The organism is Geobacillus sp. LEMMY01 (assembly GCF_002042905.1).
Taxonomy (GTDB): domain Bacteria; phylum Bacillota; class Bacilli; order Bacillales; family Anoxybacillaceae; genus Geobacillus; species Geobacillus proteiniphilus.
Genome location: NZ_MVKA01000041.1, coordinates 1 through 19,095, shown reverse-complemented (window position 1 = coordinate 19,095; position 19,095 = coordinate 1). Strand labels below are relative to the sequence as shown.

At 53.6% G+C, this 19,095-nt stretch carries 12 protein-coding genes and 1 pseudogene; 9 read left to right on the top strand and 4 right to left on the bottom strand.

Going from position 1 to position 19,095, the window contains the following annotated elements; translation table 11 throughout:
* Nucleotides 1–104 precede the first annotated feature (104 nt).
* Entirely contained in the window at nt 105–1,091 is a 987-nt protein-coding gene (locus tag B1A75_RS16685; protein WP_074044485.1) for an NADPH:quinone oxidoreductase family protein, read from the top strand.
* 308 nt (nt 1,092–1,399) lie between these two features.
* Here B1A75_RS16685 and gltC read toward each other — a convergent pair whose 3' ends face one another.
* Complete coding sequence (gene gltC, locus B1A75_RS16680; RefSeq protein ID WP_011230926.1) at nt 1,400–2,311, bottom strand: glutamate biosynthesis transcriptional regulator GltC; 912 nt, start codon at nt 2,309–2,311, stop codon at nt 1,400–1,402.
* A 125-nt stretch (nt 2,312–2,436) separates the two neighbouring features.
* Here gltC and gltB point away from each other — a divergent pair, with 125 nt between their 5' ends.
* From gltB to B1A75_RS16655, 5 genes are all read left to right on the top strand, one after another.
* Nucleotides 2,437–6,996, top strand: a complete 4,560-nt coding sequence (gene gltB, locus B1A75_RS16675) for a glutamate synthase large subunit (RefSeq protein ID WP_079936550.1) — start codon at nt 2,437–2,439, stop codon at nt 6,994–6,996.
* A 145-nt stretch (nt 6,997–7,141) separates the two neighbouring features.
* Nucleotides 7,142–8,623, top strand: a complete 1,482-nt coding sequence (locus B1A75_RS16670; protein WP_074044483.1) for a glutamate synthase subunit beta — start codon at nt 7,142–7,144, stop codon at nt 8,621–8,623.
* A gap of 92 nt (nt 8,624–8,715) precedes the next feature.
* Nucleotides 8,716–9,318, top strand: coding sequence for a phosphatase PAP2 family protein (locus B1A75_RS16665; protein ID WP_254866652.1), 603 nt, complete (start codon nt 8,716–8,718; stop codon nt 9,316–9,318).
* 176 nt (nt 9,319–9,494) lie between these two features.
* The gene (locus tag B1A75_RS16660) at nt 9,495–10,304 is read left to right on the top strand and encodes a hypothetical protein (protein ID WP_079936548.1); all 810 of its coding nucleotides are present in this window, start codon (nt 9,495–9,497) and stop codon (nt 10,302–10,304) included.
* A gap of 146 nt (nt 10,305–10,450) precedes the next feature.
* Nucleotides 10,451–12,544 (top strand): GDYXXLXY domain-containing protein, encoded by a 2,094-nt coding sequence (locus B1A75_RS16655; protein WP_079936547.1) that lies wholly within the window; start codon nt 10,451–10,453, stop codon nt 12,542–12,544.
* Nucleotides 12,545–12,757: 213 nt separating this feature from the next.
* On the opposite strand, the gene B1A75_RS16650 is transcribed toward B1A75_RS16655, so the two are convergent.
* Both B1A75_RS16650 and B1A75_RS16645 read right to left on the bottom strand, forming a co-directional pair.
* Nucleotides 12,758–13,630, bottom strand: a complete 873-nt coding sequence (locus tag B1A75_RS16650) for a fructosamine kinase family protein (RefSeq protein WP_079936546.1) — start codon at nt 13,628–13,630, stop codon at nt 12,758–12,760.
* Nucleotides 13,627–14,355, bottom strand: a complete 729-nt coding sequence (locus B1A75_RS16645) for an NAD-dependent deacylase (protein ID WP_079936545.1) — start codon at nt 14,353–14,355, stop codon at nt 13,627–13,629. The genes B1A75_RS16650 and B1A75_RS16645 overlap by 4 nt, the downstream gene beginning before the upstream one ends.
* A 159-nt stretch (nt 14,356–14,514) precedes the next feature.
* Between B1A75_RS16645 and B1A75_RS16640 the strand changes: the two genes are divergently transcribed.
* Entirely contained in the window at nt 14,515–15,066 is a 552-nt protein-coding gene (locus tag B1A75_RS16640) for a DJ-1/PfpI family protein (protein WP_079936544.1), read from the top strand.
* Between the two features lie 201 nt (nt 15,067–15,267).
* Here the strand turns inward: B1A75_RS16640 and B1A75_RS16635 are convergent, their stop codons facing one another.
* Nucleotides 15,268–16,161, bottom strand: coding sequence for a DMT family transporter (locus B1A75_RS16635; protein ID WP_074044477.1), 894 nt, complete (start codon nt 16,159–16,161; stop codon nt 15,268–15,270).
* Nucleotides 16,162–16,534: 373 nt separating this feature from the next.
* Between B1A75_RS16635 and B1A75_RS16630 the strand changes: the two genes are divergently transcribed.
* Both B1A75_RS16630 and B1A75_RS16620 read left to right on the top strand, forming a co-directional pair.
* Nucleotides 16,535–17,977, top strand: coding sequence for an NAD-dependent malic enzyme (locus B1A75_RS16630; protein ID WP_079936543.1), 1,443 nt, complete (start codon nt 16,535–16,537; stop codon nt 17,975–17,977).
* A 296-nt stretch (nt 17,978–18,273) separates the two neighbouring features.
* Nucleotides 18,274–18,726, top strand: a pseudogene (locus B1A75_RS16620) (hypothetical protein); the annotation flags it as partial.
* Nucleotides 18,727–19,095 lie beyond the last annotated feature (369 nt).

Genomic DNA, 19,095 nt, shown 5'->3' with positions numbered 1-19,095 from the left:
AAGCGGGAGTGAGGGTCTTCTTGGTTCAGGATGATAAAAAAGGAATCTGGCGTTTGTTTGTCGAATGACATGAGTGAAGAATGTATGGGGAAAGGGAGAGAATGATGTCCGCATTTCAAGCGTTTGTTGTCAACAAAACCGAAACAGAATTTACCGCCGGTGTGCAGACGATTTCCATGGATGATTTGCCGGAAGGCGACGTCCTTGTCCGCGTCCATTATTCGAGCGTCAATTACAAAGACGGATTGGCGTCCATTCCGGACGGCAAAATTGTGAAAACGTATCCGTTTGTGCCGGGAATTGATTTGGCCGGGGTGGTTGTTTCGTCGCAACATCCGCGTTTTCGCGAAGGGGACGAAGTGGTTGCGACCGGTTATGAAATCGGCGTGACGCATTTCGGAGGCTACAGTGAATATGCTCGCCTGCACGGCGAATGGCTCGTTCCGCTGCCGAAAGGGTTGACGTTGAAAGAAGCGATGGCGATCGGGACGGCTGGGTTTACAGCGGCGCTGTCCATTCACCGTCTTGAGGAGCATGGGTTGACGCCGGAACGCGGACCGGTGCTTGTCACGGGGGCGACGGGCGGAGTCGGGAGTCTGGCCGTGTCGATGCTCGCGAAGCGCGGCTACACGGTGGAAGCGAGCACAGGCAAAGCGGCGGAGCACGATTATTTGCGCGTTTTAGGGGCGAAAGAAGTGTTGACGCGAGAGGACGTCACGGCCGAGCACATTCGTCCGCTTGATAAGCAGCGCTGGGCAGCGGCAGTCGATCCGGTCGGCGGCCGGACGCTGGCCACGGTGTTAAGCCGCATCCGCTACGGCGGAGCCGTGGCGGTGAGCGGACTGACCGGAGGGGCGGAAGTGCCGACGACGGTCCATCCGTTTATTTTGCGCGGTGTCAGCTTGCTTGGCATCGATTCTGTCTATTGTCCAATGGATGTGCGCCTCCGCATTTGGGAGCGGCTCGCTGGCGACTTAAAGCCGGATCTTGAGCGGATTGCTCAAGAGATTTCGCTCGCTGAATTGCCGCAAGCGCTTAAGCGCATTTTGCGTGGCGAACTGCGCGGCCGGATGGTGGTGCGGTTAGGATGACGTTCGGGACGCGGTCTGCTTGAAGCAACGCCAAAAGCCCGATGCTTCCACATTCCTTCTTGTTTTGTCCTTGACACTAACACTTCCTAAAAGGCCGGTGAAAAACGATCATTTTCGTCAAATGGGTGATTTTTGTTGGGAAAGAAGAGCCAATTTTACAAGGTTTCTTAACTTGAGAAGGGATATTGTTGAGCTGATTTTTTCATTAAATCACCAGTCTTCTAAACGAAAAAGAGTGAAGGGGACGGGGGAGGCAGGCGTGCAGAAGAATAAGAGAAAGACGCAGGAAGCAGCGCCTGCGTCTTTTTTTATCCCCGCAATTGGTACCGCTCCAGCTCGGAGAAAAAGTCTTTCACAAACCGGTAAAACACTTTCACCGACGGGGCGAGCTCGTGATGGTCGGAGACGATGATGCCGACATTTCGCTTCACTTGCGGCATTTCAATCGGCACTTTGGCGGCGTAGCGAAGCAAGCTTTCCGACAGGGCGCTCTCCGGCAAGAGGGTCACGCCGATGCCGGCGGAGACAAGCCCTTTAATGGCATCGAGATCTTCGCCTTCCGATGAAATGTTGGGCGAAAATCCGGCTTGGTGGCAAGCGTCAATGACGATTTGATGCAAAATGTATCCCTTTGGAAACGTAACAAACGGGTCGTGGCGCAGTTCGTTTAACACGATCCGGTCGCGGCGAGCGAGCGGATGGCTGTTCGGCAGGAGGGCCGCAAACGGTTCAGAAAATAAAATTTCCCCTTTGATGCCGATTTCGCGTGCGGGAATCGGTCCAAGAAAGGCCAAGTCAATTTCCCGTTTTTTCACCGCTTCGATTAAATAATAGTACGACCCTTGGCGGAGATGGAACGAGACGTTTGGGTGTTCCGCTTTAAAGGCGGAGATGACCATGGGCATCATGTGGCTTGCCAGGCTTGTCGGAAACCCGATTTTAATCGTCCCGCGCTCCGGGTCTAAATATTCTTCGATTTGTTGCTTTGCATCATCGACCGCCTTCAACACCGCTTCGGCGTGCGGCAAAAAATGACGGCCGATGGGGGTGAGCTTCACGTTCCGCCCTTCCCGTTCAAAAAGCTGCACGCCAAGCTCCGCCTCTAAGTTTGCGATTTGCCGGCTGATCGCCGACTGCGCGACATGGAGGGCATCGGCGGCTTCGGAGACGTGTTCGCGCCGGGCGACTTCCACGAAATATTGCAGTTGCCGCAGCTCCATTTTTCTCCCTCCTTTTGATTGATCGCAAAATGAGATGGATTTTATCTAAATTATATATTGTTTATATTAATTTTGAAAACTACAATGAATATTACAGACAATTCGGAACGGGAGGGGAAGGCAGCATGAAACACTACGGATTGCCGGAAGCGCAAGGGTTATATCGCCCGGAATTTGAACATGATGCATGCGGGATCGGGTTTTATGCGCATTTGAAAGGAAAACCGTCGCACGACATTATCAAAAAGGCACTTCATATGCTTCGCCAGCTTGAACACCGCGGCGGACAAGGGAGCGATCCGGAAACGGGCGATGGCGCGGGCATTATGACGCAAATTCCGCATGAGTATTTTCAAGCGGTGTGCGGCGGGATGAACTTGCCGGAAAAAGGGCGCTACGGGGTCGGGATGTTCTTTTTGCCGGAAGAGGAAGCGAAACGGGCGTACTATGAATCGATGTTCAATGAGATCGTCGCTCAAGAAGGGCAACGGCTGCTCGGATGGCGGACAGTTCCGGTCGATCGTGAAAAGCTTGGCAAACTGGCGCGGCAAAGCCAGCCGTTCATCCGCCAAGTGTTTGTCGCGGCAAGTGATGACGTGGCCGATGAGTTGGCGTTTGAACGGAAACTGTACATGATTCGCAAACAATTTGAAAAGCGTGTGGAAAACAACGAGTGCTACGTAGCAAGCTTCTCGAGCCGGACGATCGTTTATAAAGGGTTGCTTACGCCGGAACAAATCGATGCGTTTTATTTGGATTTGCAAGATGAACGGTTCCGTTCGGCGTTTGCCCTCGTGCACTCGCGCTTCAGCACGAACACGTTCCCGAGCTGGGAGCGGGCCCATCCGAACCGCTATTTGATCCATAACGGCGAGATCAACACGCTGCGCGGCAATGTCAACTGGATGACGGCGCGCGAGAAGCAATTTGTGTCGGAAGCGTTCGGCGCGGATTTGGAAAAAGTCGTGCCGATTTTGGATACGAACGGCAGCGACTCGTCGATTTTGGACAATGCGTTCGAATTTTTCGTTCTCGCTGGCCGGAAGCCGGCCCATGTCGCGATGATGCTCATTCCGGAACCGTGGTTTTGGGATGAGCAGATGGATGATGCGAAAAAGGCGTTTTACGAGTACCATAGCTGTCTCATGGAGCCGTGGGACGGACCGACGGCGATTTCGTTCACCGACGGCAAGCAAATCGGCGCCATTTTGGACCGGAACGGCTTGCGTCCGGCCCGCTATTACGTCACCAAAGACGACTACATTATTTTCTCATCCGAAGTCGGCGTCATTGATGTCGACCCGAACAACATTTTATATAAGGAACGGCTGAGCCCGGGGAAAATGCTTTTGGTTGACCTCGAGCAAGGGCGCATCATCTCCGACCAGGAAATCAAGGAAGAAATGGCTCATGAAAAGCCATATCGCCAATGGATCAACGAGCAAATGATCACGCTTGGCGATCTGGAAATTCCGGAGGACGTCGAAGCGCCGAAGCAACTCGTCAAACTGCAAAAAGCGTTCGGCTACACGTTTGAAGATGTGGAAAAAACGATTTTGCCGATGGCGGCGGAAGGAAAAGATCCGACCGGCGCCATGGGCATGGACGCTCCGCTTGCCGTGCTGTCGGAGCGGCCGCAAAGTTTGTTCAACTACTTCAAGCAGCTGTTCGCCCAAGTGACAAATCCGCCGATTGATGCGATCCGCGAATATGTCGTCACCTCGACGATGACGCTGCTTGGCAAAGAAGGGAACATTTTGCATCCGGACGCCAAAGCGGCGCGGCGCATCCGCTTGGAAACTCCGCTATTGACGAACGAAGAGCTCGCAGCGTTAAAAGCCAATCCGTACCCGGAATTTGCGTGCGCGGTGCTGCCGACGCTGTTTACTGATGATTTGAAACAGGCGCTTGATGAGCTGTTTGCCAAAGCGGATGAAGCGATCGAAAACGGGGCGGCGCTTCTTGTGCTGTCCGACCGCGGCGTTGATGAAACACATGTCGCCATTCCGGTTTTGTTGGCGACAAGCGGGCTTCACCAGCATCTTGTCCGCAAAGGGACGCGCACGAACGTCAGCCTGCTTGTAGAAAGCGGTGAAGCGCGTGAAGTGCATCATTTTGCGGCGCTCATCGGCTACGGGGCGGACGCCATCAACCCGTACTTGGCGCTGGAGACGATCCGCCAAGCGTCAGAAAACGGCACGATCGCCTTGTCTTACCGTGAAGCGGTGAAAACATATATCAAGGCCGCTGTTGACGGTGTCGTCAAAGTGATGTCGAAAATGGGCATTTCGACGGTGCAAAGCTACCGCGGCGCACAAATTTTTGAGGCGGTCGGCATCGGCAACGATGTCATTGATGAATACTTTACCGGCACGGCATCGCAAATTGGCGGCATCGGGCTTGCGGAAATCGCCAAAGAAGCGAAAATGCGCCATGAGTCCGCATTTGACGCACGGTACGAAGACGATGTGCTGGATACGGGCAGCGAGCTGCAATGGCGCCGCAACGGCGAACATCACGCGTTCAACCCGAAGACGATCCATTTGCTGCAATGGGCATGCCGGAAAAACGACTACAACCTCTATAAACAATATTCGAAACTGGCCAATGAAGAACAGTTGACGTTCTTGCGCAATTTGTTCGATTTCGATTCGAGCCGACAGCCGGTGCCGATTGAGGAAGTCGAACCGATCGAGTCGATCGTCCGCCGCTTTAAAACAGGGGCCATGTCGTTCGGTTCGATCAGCCAGGAAGCCCATGAGGCGCTGGCGATCGCTATGAACCGGATCGGCGGAAAAAGCAACAGCGGCGAGGGCGGCGAAGACCCGGCCCGCTATGTGAAAGATGAAAACGGCGACTGGCGCCGCAGCGCGATCAAACAAGTGGCGTCCGGACGTTTTGGCGTAAAAAGCCATTATTTGGTCAATGCCGATGAATTGCAAATCAAAATGGCCCAAGGAGCAAAACCAGGCGAAGGCGGGCAGCTTCCGGCCAACAAAGTGTATCCGTGGGTCGGCAAAGTGCGCGGCTCCACGCCGGGGGTGGAGCTTATTTCTCCGCCGCCGCACCATGACATTTACTCGATTGAAGATTTGGCCCAACTCATTTATGATTTGAAAAACGCCAACAAAGATGCGCGCATCAGCGTGAAGCTCGTCGCCAAAGCCGGCGTTGGCACGATCGCCGCTGGCGTGGCGAAAGGGAACGCCGATGTCATTGTCATCAGCGGCTATGACGGCGGCACGGGCGCTTCGCCGAAAACGAGCATTAAGCACGCAGGCCTGCCGTGGGAGCTTGGATTGGCGGAAACGCACCAGACGCTCATGCTCAATGGGTTGCGCGACCGCGTCGTTCTAGAAACCGACGGCAAACTTATGACCGGCCGCGATGTCGTGATGGCGGCGCTGTTTGGCGCCGAAGAGTTCGGCTTTGCGACCGCCCCGCTCGTTGTTTTAGGCTGTGTCATGATGCGCGTCTGCCATTTGGATACATGCCCGGTCGGCGTGGCGACGCAAAATCCGGAACTGCGCAAAAAATTCACCGGGAAGCCAGAACATGTCGTCAACTTTATGTACTTTGTCGCTCAAGAAGTGCGGGAAATTATGGCGGAGCTCGGCTTCCGCACGATCGACGAAATGGTCGGCCGCGTCGATGTCTTGAAGGTAAGCGAGCGGGCGAAAGCGCATTGGAAAGCGAAACATCTCGACTTGTCGCGTCTTCTGTACCAAGTCGATGGACCGCGCACTTGCATCAAAGGGCAAAACCATCGTTTGGAAGAGACGCTTGATCATACAGAAATTTTGCCGGCGGTGCAGCCAGCGCTTGAGCGGCAGGAGCCGGTTGAGCTCGAGCTGATGATCCGCAACGTTCATCGCACGGTCGGGGCGATGACGGGAAGCGAAATCTCGAAACGTTATGGTGAAGACGGGCTGCCGGACGATACGATCCGCCTCCATTTCACCGGATCGGCCGGGCAAAGTTTTGCGGCGTTTGTGCCGAAAGGAATGACGCTCGAGCTCGTCGGCGACGCGAACGACTACGTCGGCAAAGGGCTTTCGGGCGGCAAAGTGATCGTCCGCCCACCGCATGAGGCGCCGTTTGCCGCAGCGGACAACGTCATTATCGGCAACGTCGCCTTCTACGGGGCGACGAGCGGCGAGGCGTACATTCGCGGCCGCGCCGGTGAACGGTTCTGTGTGCGCAACAGCGGCGTTCATGCCGTTGTTGAGGGAGTCGGCGATCACGGCTGTGAATATATGACCGGCGGCCGCGTCGTCATCCTCGGTTCGGTTGGCAAAAACTTCGCCGCTGGCATGTCCGGGGGCATCGCTTATGTTCTCGCTGACGAAGACAGCTGGCAGCAAACCGCCAACCTTGAGCTCGTCTCGTTTGAGCGGCTCGAAGACGGGGAAGAAATTCGCGACGTGCGTCGGATGATCGAAAACCATTACCGCTATACGGGAAGCCCGCGGGCGGCGTTAGTGCTCGAAGAGTGGGATGCGTATGTCCGCCGGTTTGTCAAAGTCATTCCGCGCAACTATAAACTGATGATTGAAACGATTCAAACGCTCGAGCAATCTGGGTTTTCACATGAAGAAGCCGTCATGGCGGCGTTTGAAACGGTGGCGAAACGGAAAAAAGCGGCTGCCGTCGGTGTCCATGTGTTGCAAGCGGCCGCGAAATAAGGTCTTCCTTTCGGGCGGCTGTGGCATGGCGGCGCCGCTTTGGCCCCGCGGCCGCGCGGGGCTCGCTTTTTAACTGGCCTAACAGGCGGGAAGGCCGCATCGGGGAGAAGAGAGGACGTGTACGGAAAGAAGGAGGGGAACCATCGTGGGAAAAGCAACAGGGTTTATGGAATATGCACGCGAGGAAGAAAAAAAGCGCGACCCGCTTTCCCGTCTTGATGATTGGAAAGAATATACACAGCCGTTTTCGGAAGAGGTGCTGGCCCGCCAAGGCGCCCGCTGTATGGACTGTGGCACGCCGTTTTGTCATATGGGATTGGAGCTAAACGGCCTTACCTCGGGGTGTCCGGTGCACAACTTGATCCCAGAATGGAACGATTTGGTGTACCGAGGGCGCTGGAAAGAAGCGCTTGACCGACTTTTAAAGACCAACAATTTCCCAGAATTTACCGGACGCGTCTGTCCGGCGCCGTGCGAAGGATCGTGCACGGTGGCCATTTCCGACCCAGCGGTTGCGATTAAAGGAATCGAACGGGCCATTATTGATAAAGGGTTTGCCGAGGGATGGGTGAAACCGCGCATCCCGAAGACGCGCACGGGGAAAAAGGTGGCCATCGTCGGCTCCGGCCCGGCCGGGTTGGCCTGCGCTGACCAACTCAACCAAGCCGGCCATTCGGTGACGGTGTATGAGCGGGCTGACCGCATCGGCGGCTTATTGATGTACGGCATTCCGAACATGAAGCTCGAAAAGGAGATTGTAAAACGGCGGGTGCGTCTGCTCGAAGAGGAAGGCATCACGTTTATTACGAACACCGAAGTCGGCAAAGATATTATGGCTGACGAACTTCGCGCTCAGTACGACGCCGTCGTCTTGTGCATCGGTGCGCAAAAGCAGCGCGATTTGGCCATTGAAGGCCGGGAGCTTGAGGGTGTCCATTTTGCGATGGATTATTTGACCGGCGTGACGAAAAGTTTATTGGATTCGAATTTTGCCGACGGCCAGTTTATCGATGCCAAAGGAAAACGTGTCATCGTGATCGGCGGCGGCGACACGGGGGCCGACTGCGTGGCGACCGCGCTGCGCCAAGGCTGCAAAAGCGTCGTCCAGTTCGGCAAACACCCTGCTTTGCCGGACAAGCGCCCGGACGATAACCCGTGGCCGCAATATCCGCTCGTCTTTACGCTTGACTACGCGTACGAAGAAGCAAAAGCGAAATTCGGCGCCGACCCGCGCCAATATTGCATTCAAACAAAGAAAATCGTTGGCGACGAGCACGGCCGCGTGAAAGAGCTGCATACGATTCAAATGGAAAAAATCATCGATGAAAACGGCAAAGCGATCTTTAAAGAAATTCCGGGGACGGAACAAGTATGGCCGTGCGATTTGGTGTTTATCGCCATCGGGTTTGAAGGGCCGGAGCAGCCGTTGTTGAAGCAGTTTGGCGTTGAAACGACCAACAACAAAGTGAAAGCCCCTTACGGCAAATATACAACAAACATCGAGGGCGTGTTTGCCGCTGGCGACGCCCGCCGCGGCCAAAGCTTGATCGTCTGGGCCATCCATGAAGGCCGGGGGGCGGCCCGTGAAGTCGACCGGTTCCTGATGGGAGAGACGAAATTGCCGTAATGGTTGTTTCCTCCTTAAAAAGTGGCGCTTTTTAAGGAGGATTTTTTTTGTTTTGCTGGAAAAGGAATAGAAGGAGGAGAGTGGTGCTCAACATGAATCGGCGATTATGGATCACGTCAGCCATAGGCCTTGCCCTTTTTTTGCTTGTTTGGGCGGCGATGGCCACTGGGCTGACAAAGGCCATCGATGAAGGTGGGCTGCGGTTGTTTGATTCATGGCAATGGCTTGATCCGTTCACCTTCTTTGGCAACGGGGAAACGATCGGCATGATTAGTGTGATGCTTGTCATTGGTTTATGGTTCTTCCGCCGCGATGTCTACGGAATGGTGTTGGTTGTGGTCGCTGTTGGCGGGGGATATGGCATCAATGAGTGGCTAAAACATATCATTGGACGGGCTCGACCGCCTCATGCTGAAATCGGCGGGTTCAGTTTTCCAAGCGGTCACGCGATGATTGGGACGATTTACTTGTTGCTTTTGGCGTACTTTTTGGCGCAAACGCGCACGAAGCGCGGCGAGCGGGCCGCGATTTACGGCGTTTTTGGAGCGCTTGCTCTGTTGACCGGCTTAAGCCGGTTAAGTCTGCAAGTGCATTATCCGTCTGATGTGCTTGGCGGGTTTTTGCTTGGGGGTGCCTACGTATCGGCCTGTCTTGCTCTTTATCGTACGCTGGTCCAGCAATGCGGGCGTTTATAGTCCGATATGTTGGGTCATAACAAAAAACGATTTTTGTCCCGTTTTTATTCGGTTGTGAAGCCGATTTGCGGCTTTATATTGTGCTTTGATGCTGTCGAAAGGAAGGAGAAAATCTCTTTTTCTATACTATCGCGTTGATCGAGACAATGATACAATGGGGAAAAGGAGGTGAAACGATGGGGCAAGCCGAATTCGTGCAAATGATGGCCGAAGTGCTTGACCAAAAGCTGAATCCCATCCACGTGCGGCTCGATCGGATCGAAGGAAATGTCCGAGCGCTTCAAGAAGGACAGGCGCGCTTGGAAGGCGAGGTGCAAGCGCTCAAGGAAGGGCAAGCGCGGCTGGAAGGAGAAGTGCAAGCACTCAAGGAAGGGCAGATGCGCCTCGAAGGAGAGGTGCAGGCGCTCAAAGAAGGGCAAGCACGCCTCGAAGGAGAAGTGCAGGTGCTCAAGGAAGGGCAGGCGCGGCTGGAAGGCGAGGTGCAAGCGCTCAAGGAAGGGCAGGCGCGGCTGGAAGGCGAGGTGCAAGCGCTCAAGGAAGGGCAGGCGCGGCTGGAAGGCGAGGTGCAAGCGCTCAAGGAAGGGCAGGCGCGCTTGGAAGATGAAGTGCAGTTGTTACAGGAGGGACAAGCCCGCTTGGAACAACGGCTTCACCGGGTTGAGGAGGATGTGCGCACATTAAAAGTGGATATGGACGCGGTCAAAGGCGACGTCCAAACATTGAAAGCCGATATGGACGCGGTCAAGGACGATGTCCAAACATTGAAAGAAGGACAGCAACGGCTCGAAGAAAAAGTTGACTACCTTGCTACAGAAATGCGGAGCCACTTTCGCCACATTGAAAACATGCTCCATAAGCATCAGGCCGCTCTTGATATGGCTTCGCGCGAGTTCTCTTCCAAACAGGCATCCATCGATTATTTGATGAAAAAAGTGACAGAGCATGATATGGAAATTTTCCACTTAAAAAATTATCTCCAACCATAATGTTCTTTACCGCAACAAAGAAAAAAGTCCAAAAGGCCGGTGGTAACTAGGAAAATGCGATTGAATAAGGCGTGTTTTCACTGGTCTTCTAGACAGCTTTTTCAGCATATGTTATAGAAAAGATAAAGTCACAAGGGGGAAGCGATATGGCGGCCCGTATCGTGAAAACGGGGTATGCGTTGGCGTTTTTGTGCATCATTGCCGGTATTGTTTATTTTTTTGCCGCCAACTGGCCTGAAATGGGGCGAGAGGCGAAAGTCGGGATCAGCATCGGCATGATGGTGGGGTTTTACGGGGCAAGCGCGGCGCTGGCGGGCCGCCATCGTTTTTTAGGACGCTGGATGTTGATCGGTGGGGTGTTGGCGTTTGGTATTGCGTTGGCGTTGCTTGGGCAAATTTACAATTCGCACGCTGACAGTTATTGGCTGTTTCTTGCCTGGCTTGTGCCGACTGCTGTGTTAGCGCCACTGACAAAAGAACGGTCGCTGTCGGTTATTGCGCTTGGTTTGTTGCAACTCGCGTGCTGGTTTTATTATTTTCCGTCGGCTTATCGGATTGAATGGACGGAATGGTCGTCGTTTGGTTTGCTCTTATTGTTTGCAGCGATCAACGGCGTGCTGGTTGGTGTCAGCCGTACGCCGTTAGTCGCCCATCTCGCTTATATTGCCATGCATGGCTGGCTGCTTGCTGTTGGGGTGACCGGCTTTTCATATGGGCGCGACGTCTGGTGGCCATACGTTTATGCGGCGTTGCTTGCCGGGTTGCTTTATTATTTTCTTGTCATCGCTAAGCAGCGGTCGTATGTGTTGTTGACGAGTTTGTTTTCCGGACTGTTTTTGTTGATTCAATACATTCGCCTGCTCGCTGATCATTTTGAAACGTGGCTGCTTCTTATTGGGCTTATGGCGGCTGTTGCAGTGCTATACGGTGGAATTGTGCTATTGCGGCGGACTGGGCTGTTTTCAGCGGAGACGAAAGCCGGGAGGCGGTTTTTGGCGGCGTTTCAAGCCATTGTCACGCTTGCAGCATCGGCGTTGGCAACGGCGAGCCTACTCGGTTTGTATTTGATTTGGGCGGAGTCATGGTCGCCGTATGTGCTCTTTTTCGTTTCCGTCTTTGGATTTGTCGTTCCCGCTTGGCTTGGTCGGCGTTGGAATACGGCGGTTCGTTATACGCTGCTTGCTGTCGGCTACGGGCTTGGATTGACGATGGCGTGGGAAGTGTCTCGGGCGGCGCTGTTCATCTATGCCATCGGGCTCGCTATCGGGGTCGTCCGATCATCAGACAGTGCGGTGCGCCGGTTGACAACGGTAGCGCTGACGCTATATTTGGCAGCAGGGCTTGATTCGGTTGTGGATAACGGACGGATGGTGTTGCTCGCGCTGGCTTTTGTCAACGGCGGGCTGTATGCGTATGGCCGCTGGAGTGGAACGCCGTTTCTCACTCCGCTTGTCTTGGCGTTCGGCGCGCTTGGGATTGCGACAAGCGTTGATGTGTTTGCGGCTGATGGTCTGTACATGGCTCTGAATATCACCATGATTGCCGCGCTTGCCTTCTTTCTTTTTCGCGGGCGGCGGCCGGAGCGAAAGGTCGCTTCGGTGTATTTCGTGCTTTATCTTGTGTTGAAGTATTATGAACTGGCGTGGAATTTGCTTCATAAATCGGTCAGTTTGCTCGCGGCGGGAGTCGTGTTGCTTACGTGGACGGTCTGGCTGGAGAAACGAAATGGGGCCGCGTTGTCTGAGGGGACGCGCTGGGGCCGGCGTGTTTCGCTGCTGGTGCTCGCTGTAGTTGCTGCCCAATTTTCGTTCTTAGGTTATACCGTATGGCAAAAGGAACGTCTGTTGCAATATGGCGATGTCGTGAAACTTGAGCTTGAGCCGTTGGACCCGCGCTCGCTGTTGCAAGGAGATTATATCGAGCTTCGGTACGATATTTCCACGATTCCATCGTTGAACGGCAGCGGACGGGTGCAAGTTGGATTGCGAAAAGGAGCGGACGGGGTGCATCGTTTGGCTGGAGTATATGCGGTCAATGGAGAAAAAAGGCCGGGATACACGCCGCAACCGGGAGATGTGATCATCACCGGCACGTTTCACGGCCCACAAGTGGTGTATGGCATTGAATCGTATTTCGTTCCAGAAAAGACCGGAAGGCAATGGCAAGAGCGCGCCCGCTTTGCCTATGTGCGCGTGAGCGAAAATGGCGATGCACTGCTTGAGGCGATCAGCGCAAAATGAGCCCGCCGGAGAGCGGGCTCGGCGTTAGGGGCGTTCGCTTTTTTTGATTGTTTCAATGAATCACTGGATCAACTGGACGTGCCATATGACAAGTAAACGAAAGTCATGGGGGTGGACCTTGGGCTGCGATATATCGCTGTGGCAGGCGTGGGGACAAAAATGGATGAGGACGCTAACGCCCCAAGAATCCCACGGATTTAGCCGTGTGGAGTGTCAATCCTCCGTATAACGTTCAAGCACGCGGTCGATCGCCCCACCGTACGCCTCACCGAACAAATTCAAATGCACGAGCAAGTAAAACAGTTGGTAGAGCGGTTTCCGCTCATGATACTCCGGAGAGAGCGGCATGAGCTCGCGATAGCTCTCATAAAACCGGACTGGAAAACCGCCAAACAGCTCGGTAAAAGCGATCTCAAACTCATGATGGCCGTATAAAACAGATGGATCGATCAAATATGGGACGCCTTCTGGCCCTGGGATCCAGTTGCCGCCCCATAAATCGCCATGCAAAAGTGACGGAAAACAGTCATCCGGGAGCCATTGGTCAAGACGCTCGAGCAGCCGTTCGAGACGTTTGCGCCGCTTGGCGGGCAGGAGACCTCTCTCCGCCGCTCGCATCATTTGCGGCAGGAGGCGGGCGTCGCGGTAATAGTCGAGCCAACGGCCGTACCATCCGTTTCGCTGCGGCAGCGTTCCGATATATGTATCGCGGGCAAGGCCAAACGCCGGCCCGCGGCATTGATGGAGGCGGGCAAGGCCGCGGCCGAGCTGTTCGGCTGTCTGCGCCGTTTCTGTTCCTTCGATCCATTCCAAGACGAGCCATCCCCAGCCGTCCGCTTTCCCAGAGCCAAAGACATGGGGAACGCGGATGGCATGGGTTTGTCGGATCAGCTCCAATCCCGTCTGTTCAGCGGTGAAAAAATCGGCTGGCGGGAAACGTTGCATTTTGATAAAGTACGTGTACTGGTCGCTTTGGACGCGGTAGGCGTCATTGATGTCGCCGCCCGAGACGCGGCGCCAATGGCGGATGCGGGAATGGTCGCCGATCGATTGGAGCGCCACTTGCAACATCGTTTCCTTGTTCATTGATCCACCTCCGTCAACTGCTCGTTGAGCTCATTCAGCACTTCGCCGATTTTCCGCTGATGAATGACGGCGTCGGCGAGATCGTCCAGGTCAGTCGGCTCCCAATTGATAATCACGAGCTTTGCTCCGCCCCGTTTGGCGACAAGCGGCAACTGGTTGGCAGGGGACACCTGTAGCGAAGAGCCAAGCACAACGAACAAGTCGGCGCGACGGGCCGCTTCCCACGCTTGGTCAATGGCTTTCTCCGGCAACGGCTCACCGAACAACACAACTGACGGGCGCAAAACACCGCCGCATTCGCACGTCAATACACCGTGCAAATAGGCGAAGCTGGGTTTTTGTTGTCCGCACTGCTGGCAATGGACAGTGCGCAATGAGCCGTGGAGTTCAATGACGCGTCGGCTTCCTGCTTCTTGATGAAATCCGTCGACATTTTGCGTCACAATCGTCTGCACGATCCCGCGCCGCTCCCAATCGGCCAACAAGCGGTGTCCGTCGTGCGGCTGGCACTCTTGCAACATGCGGATGCGATATTGGTAAAACTCAACGAACGATTCACGGTGATGATGCAACGCATCCACTGTAGCGAGCTCGCTTGGGTTAAAGCGCGCCCACAGCCCGGTGCGCGGCGAGCGGAAGTCGGGCAGCCCGCTTTCGGTCGACATGCCGGCGCCAGTCAGCACAACTGTCTGGTGCGAGGCCGCAAGCCATGAAGCGATTGTCATGCTTTTTTCCTCCTTATGCTGATGGATGTGCAAGAGCTCTCTTGCCTTTCGGTGAGAGAACGAGTCCAATGAAATGTTCGACAATCATTTTGCTTTTCCTTTCCGTCCATTTCCATTATGATAAAAGAGAAGGAAAAAATGGACAAGGGGGCAAGGAAAATGAGCAAAAAGGTGTTGATCATCACCGGCGATGCTGTTGAAGCGCTTGAAGTGTACTACCCGTATTATCGCTTGCTCGAAGAGGGGTATGAGGTCACGATTGCCGCGCCAAAGAAAAAGAAGCTGCACACCGTCGTCCATGATTTTGCCGACTGGGATACGTACGTGGAAAAGCAAGGCTATTTGATCGACGCTCATGCGTCGTTCGCCGAGGTCGACCCGGCGCAATACGATGGATTGGTCATCCCGGGCGGGCGCGCTCCGGAATACATTCGCCTTGATGAGAACGTGCAGCGCATCGTTCGCCATTTCTTTGAGGCGAATAAGCCGATCGCCGCAATTTGCCATGCTTCACTCATTTTTGAAACGATGCCGGATGTCTTGAAAGGACGAAGCTTGACAGCGTATATCGCCTGCAAACCGGGGGTAGAGGCGCTTGGGGCGACGTATGTGTCTGACAATACGGTGCATGTTGACGGCAACCTTGTTTCTGCCCATGCGTGGCCGGATTTGCCGGCGTTTATGCGCGAGTTTCTCCGATTGCTTCAATAGCGGAAAATCGGTCTCCCCCTTTGCAATGGCATGGGGAGGCCGTTTTTTGAGGCGAAGGAGCCTTGGCCGGCGGCCAGCGCTGTTTCTTTTGGTGGCCGAAGGCTCCCCTGTCATGGTGTGTAACCGTTTTTACCATTACGCCAGCCGGCACGGAAGAAAAACAGAGACAAGCGGCCCGATCGTGTGCGGCGGCAATCTCCCTCATCCGGCGATATTCGCTTGTTCCGGCTTTGCTTTCGGTGCTTTCGTCGCCAAATAGACGCCAAATAAGACGACCGCGCCGCCGGCAAGCTGCGGGACGGACAGGGCGCCGCCGAGCAAAAACGTAATGGCGGCGGTAAAGACGGCAATCAAGTTCAAATACACGCCGGCATGGCTCGGACCGACTTTTTGCACTGACACGTTCCAAAACAAAAAGGAAAGAACAGACGGAAACAGGCCAATATAAGCGACCCCGGCGAGCCCGGCCGCGCTTATGTGCCCAGCCGGAAACGGATAAAAAAACGCGAACGGCCATAACATCAGCAAACTGAAAAAGACGGAGCACGTTGTCGCTGTAATCGGCGGAACGGGCAGCTTTTTGCCGATGATCGAATAAAGCGCCCAGACGACGCCGGCCGCGAGCATCATCAAATCGCCGCGGTTATAATCTGTTTGGAAGACGTGCGTCACGTGTCCGTCTGTTAAAATAAAGAGCACGCCGGCGAGCGACAACAAAAAGCCGGCGATATTTGTTTTCGACAGCCGCTCGCGCAGCAATACATATGACAACACGACGATGATAGCCGGATTGAGCGAGTTGACGATCGCCGCATTCATCGATGACGTATAGGCGAGCGCGCTGTACAAAAGCAAGTTGTAGCCAATGATGCCAAGCACCCCGGCCGCAGCGAGCGGAAGCCAATATTGTTTCATGACATCCCGATAGCGCGGCCGCTCGAGCCAGTACGATACGGGAACCAACACGATGAAGGCGGCGCACCAACGAATTAACGTCAGCCAAAATGGGCCTGTTTCCGTGATCACCGACTTGCCGATGACGTAATTTCCAGCCCAAAACAAGTTTGCCAGCACTAGAAACAGTTTTTCTTTCATTTTTTTTCGCTCCTGTCTTGTTTTCCTTTCTTTTACTTTTACTTCATCGTCGTCCTGATTTCCTTCTTAACATTTGCTGGGCACCGGTCGGTTTGTTTTCCTAACATCAATGCATCATCCTTGCCTTTTTGGCAATGCTGAGAAACGAATGGCAGCTTGTATGGGGGAAGCGATAGGGATGACACGGACGGATCAAGGCGTATACCGATGATGTTGGCTCGTTTTGCTTTTTGGCGGAAAAACCGTTGCAAGAATATGCACCCACAAGGAAGAGGCTTGCACAATAAGGGTTGTCTTTTTCCTACTCATAGGATAACATTTGTACCGTAGGATGATTTACTTATGAAAATAGAGAAAAGGAAGGACGATCATTATGGCATTACCAGGCGGGGCAGCGATGAACATTACGATTCGTCTCCAGTTCGAAAAAGATATCGTCTCATTCGGCGATATCGCCGCCGCGATTGGCAAAGCGGGCGGGGACATTGTCGGGATTGACGTCATTTCATCAAGCAAAGTCCATACGGTGCGCGACATCACCGTCAGCGCGCTCGACACGAAGCAGTGCGATTTGATCATTGAGGCGCTGAAAAAAATTCAAGGCGTCAAAATCATCAACGTTTCCGACCGCACGTTTTTGATGCACATCGGGGGGAAAATTGAAACAAATTCAAAAATCCCAGTGAAAACGCGTGATGACTTGTCGCGGGTGTACACGCCGGGCGTGGCGCGCGTCTGCACGGCCATCGCTGAGGATCCGCGCAAGGCGTATTCGCTGACGATTAAACGGAATACGGTAGCCGTCGTCTCGGATGGCACGGCGGTGCTCGGGCTTGGCGACATCGGCCCGTATGCGGCGATGCCGGTCATGGAAGGGAAAGCGATGCTGTTTAAGGAATTTGCCGGAGTGGACGCGTTTCCGATTTGCTTGAATACGAAAGATACGGAAGAGATCATCCAAATAGTGAAAGCGATCGCCCCAGCGTTTGGCGGCATTAACCTCGAAGACATTTCCGCTCCTCGTTGCTTTGAGATTGAAAAGCGGTTGAAGGAAGAGCTCGACATCCCGGTGTTCCATGACGACCAACACGGCACGGCGGTCGTGCTCTTGGCCGGGTTGCTTAATGCGTTGAAAATCGTCGACAAAAAGCTCGAGGACATTAAAGTGGTTCTCACCGGCATTGGCGCCGCTGGCATCGCCTGCACGAAAATTTTGCTTGTGGCCGGCGTACGCAACATTATCGGGGTCGACCGTCATGGCGCCATCCATCGCGATGAAACGTATGAAAATCCGTATTGGCAAGAATATGCGCAAATCACGAACCCGGATAATCTGAAAGGAAGCTTGTCCGATGTCATCGCCGGCGCAGATGTGTTTATTGGCGTCTCAGCTCCCGGCATTTTAAAAGTGGAAGATGTGAAAAAAATGGCGCGCGACCCGATCGTGTTTGCGATGGCCAACCCGATTCCGGAAATTGATCCGGAGCTGGCCGAACCGTACGTGCGCGTTATGGCGACCGGACGTTCTGATTATCCGAACCAAATTAACAACGTCCTTTGCTTCCCGGGCATTTTCCGCGGGGCGCTCGACTGCCGGGCGAGAGAAATTAACGAGGAAATGAAGCTCGCTGCCGCGAAGGCGATTGCCTCTGTCGTGACGGAGGATGAATTGAACGAAACATACATCATCCCGAGCGTCTTCAACAGCAAAGTCGTTGAACGCGTCAGACAAGCGGTCATCGAAGCCGCTTACCGCACTGGGGTGGCGCGGAAAGATCATATTCCTTTAGGTGGGTATACAGGGGAGCAAAAATAAAATAGGTGTGTAGTTAACTCCCTTTTTTATTGCACAATATAAGTAAATTCCTCCATTGTGAATATGAACGTATATGTTTTTTCACAGAAAAGTTCCATGAGCAAATTTTGCTCTTCACCTAGGTATGAAAATGACCCATCAAGGCAAGGTGCATTTTTGCGCAAAGTTATATTTTTGGGCCTTTTCTCGATATTTCTTCGAGAAAAGGCCGTTTCATTTTTTTCTTGACTGTAGATGAGCAAATTCACTAACACAAATTTACAACCAAACAAAAAAGAAGACATGAACCCGATTCCTTGGTTCGAATAGATGTGCCCACAACTATCACAAGGAGGTTCATGTCTCATGAATCGATGAGCACATCATCAAGGAATTCACAAGTTTTTCACGATGTTAGGGTTGGCGCTTTATTTCTCGAAACCTGTGATGAAGCATCTCGTTCATCTCGTGGATGCGATGGTGACGAAAGGTTTTTCGGGAACGTTGACCGATCTTCATCATGGAAGCTTTCATCCGAACCATCGCACGACACTCAGCCATTTTTTTTTACGAAAAGCCCGTGGGAGGAAGAGACGTTGCTTCGCAAACTCCAGCAGTGGATCCTTCGTCGTGTCGAACGTAGCTCGAAACGGGAGAATTCACCCATTTTTGTTTCGATCGATGATACGATTTGCCAAAAAACCAAGCCCTCGTCACGGGCAACACGCACTATTCAAGGGTGCGATTGGCATTATTCTCACGCGAATAAAAACTGGCACCGTTCGAAACCAAATAAGCCCGAAAAAGAAAACGGCGCTTCCGAGCGAAAAGCGAAACGAACTTCCAAACCGGATTCACTTTCATTTCTCCGAAAAAGTTCCATGAGCAATTTTTGCTCTCCACCCGGGCATGAAAATCCCCCTTTTCTTCCCATAATGAAGAATAGGCGCAAACAGTTCAACAGGACGTTATGCTTAATGGTGGCTTAGACCCTGTACGGAAAAGTGTTTGAATCCACTGGGTGCACCACCCATTGTCCGCCCTTTCCTGTGATAGAGGAAAGGTGACGACGAACGGAAAACTGCCGCATTTCTCCCGTGGATTCGCTGGTTGCGCACTCGATCATCGAAAAGGAGGAT

Coding starts and splice junctions, on each gene's coding strand:
- B1A75_RS16635 (WP_074044477.1), bottom strand. CDS start 16,161: ATGAAAGAAAAACTGTTTCTAGTGCTGGCAAACTTGTTTTGGGCTGGA.
- gltB (WP_079936550.1), top strand. CDS start 2,437: ATGAAACACTACGGATTGCCGGAAGCGCAAGGGTTATATCGCCCGGAA.
- B1A75_RS16665 (WP_254866652.1), top strand. CDS start 8,716: ATGAATCGGCGATTATGGATCACGTCAGCCATAGGCCTTGCCCTTTTT.
- B1A75_RS16685 (WP_074044485.1), top strand. CDS start 105: ATGTCCGCATTTCAAGCGTTTGTTGTCAACAAAACCGAAACAGAATTT.
- B1A75_RS16655 (WP_079936547.1), top strand. CDS start 10,451: ATGGCGGCCCGTATCGTGAAAACGGGGTATGCGTTGGCGTTTTTGTGC.
- B1A75_RS16650 (WP_079936546.1), bottom strand. CDS start 13,630: ATGAACAAGGAAACGATGTTGCAAGTGGCGCTCCAATCGATCGGCGAC.
- B1A75_RS16645 (WP_079936545.1), bottom strand. CDS start 14,355: ATGACAATCGCTTCATGGCTTGCGGCCTCGCACCAGACAGTTGTGCTG.
- B1A75_RS16640 (WP_079936544.1), top strand. CDS start 14,515: ATGAGCAAAAAGGTGTTGATCATCACCGGCGATGCTGTTGAAGCGCTT.
- B1A75_RS16660 (WP_079936548.1), top strand. CDS start 9,495: ATGGGGCAAGCCGAATTCGTGCAAATGATGGCCGAAGTGCTTGACCAA.
- B1A75_RS16630 (WP_079936543.1), top strand. CDS start 16,535: ATGGCATTACCAGGCGGGGCAGCGATGAACATTACGATTCGTCTCCAG.
- gltC (WP_011230926.1), bottom strand. CDS start 2,311: ATGGAGCTGCGGCAACTGCAATATTTCGTGGAAGTCGCCCGGCGCGAA.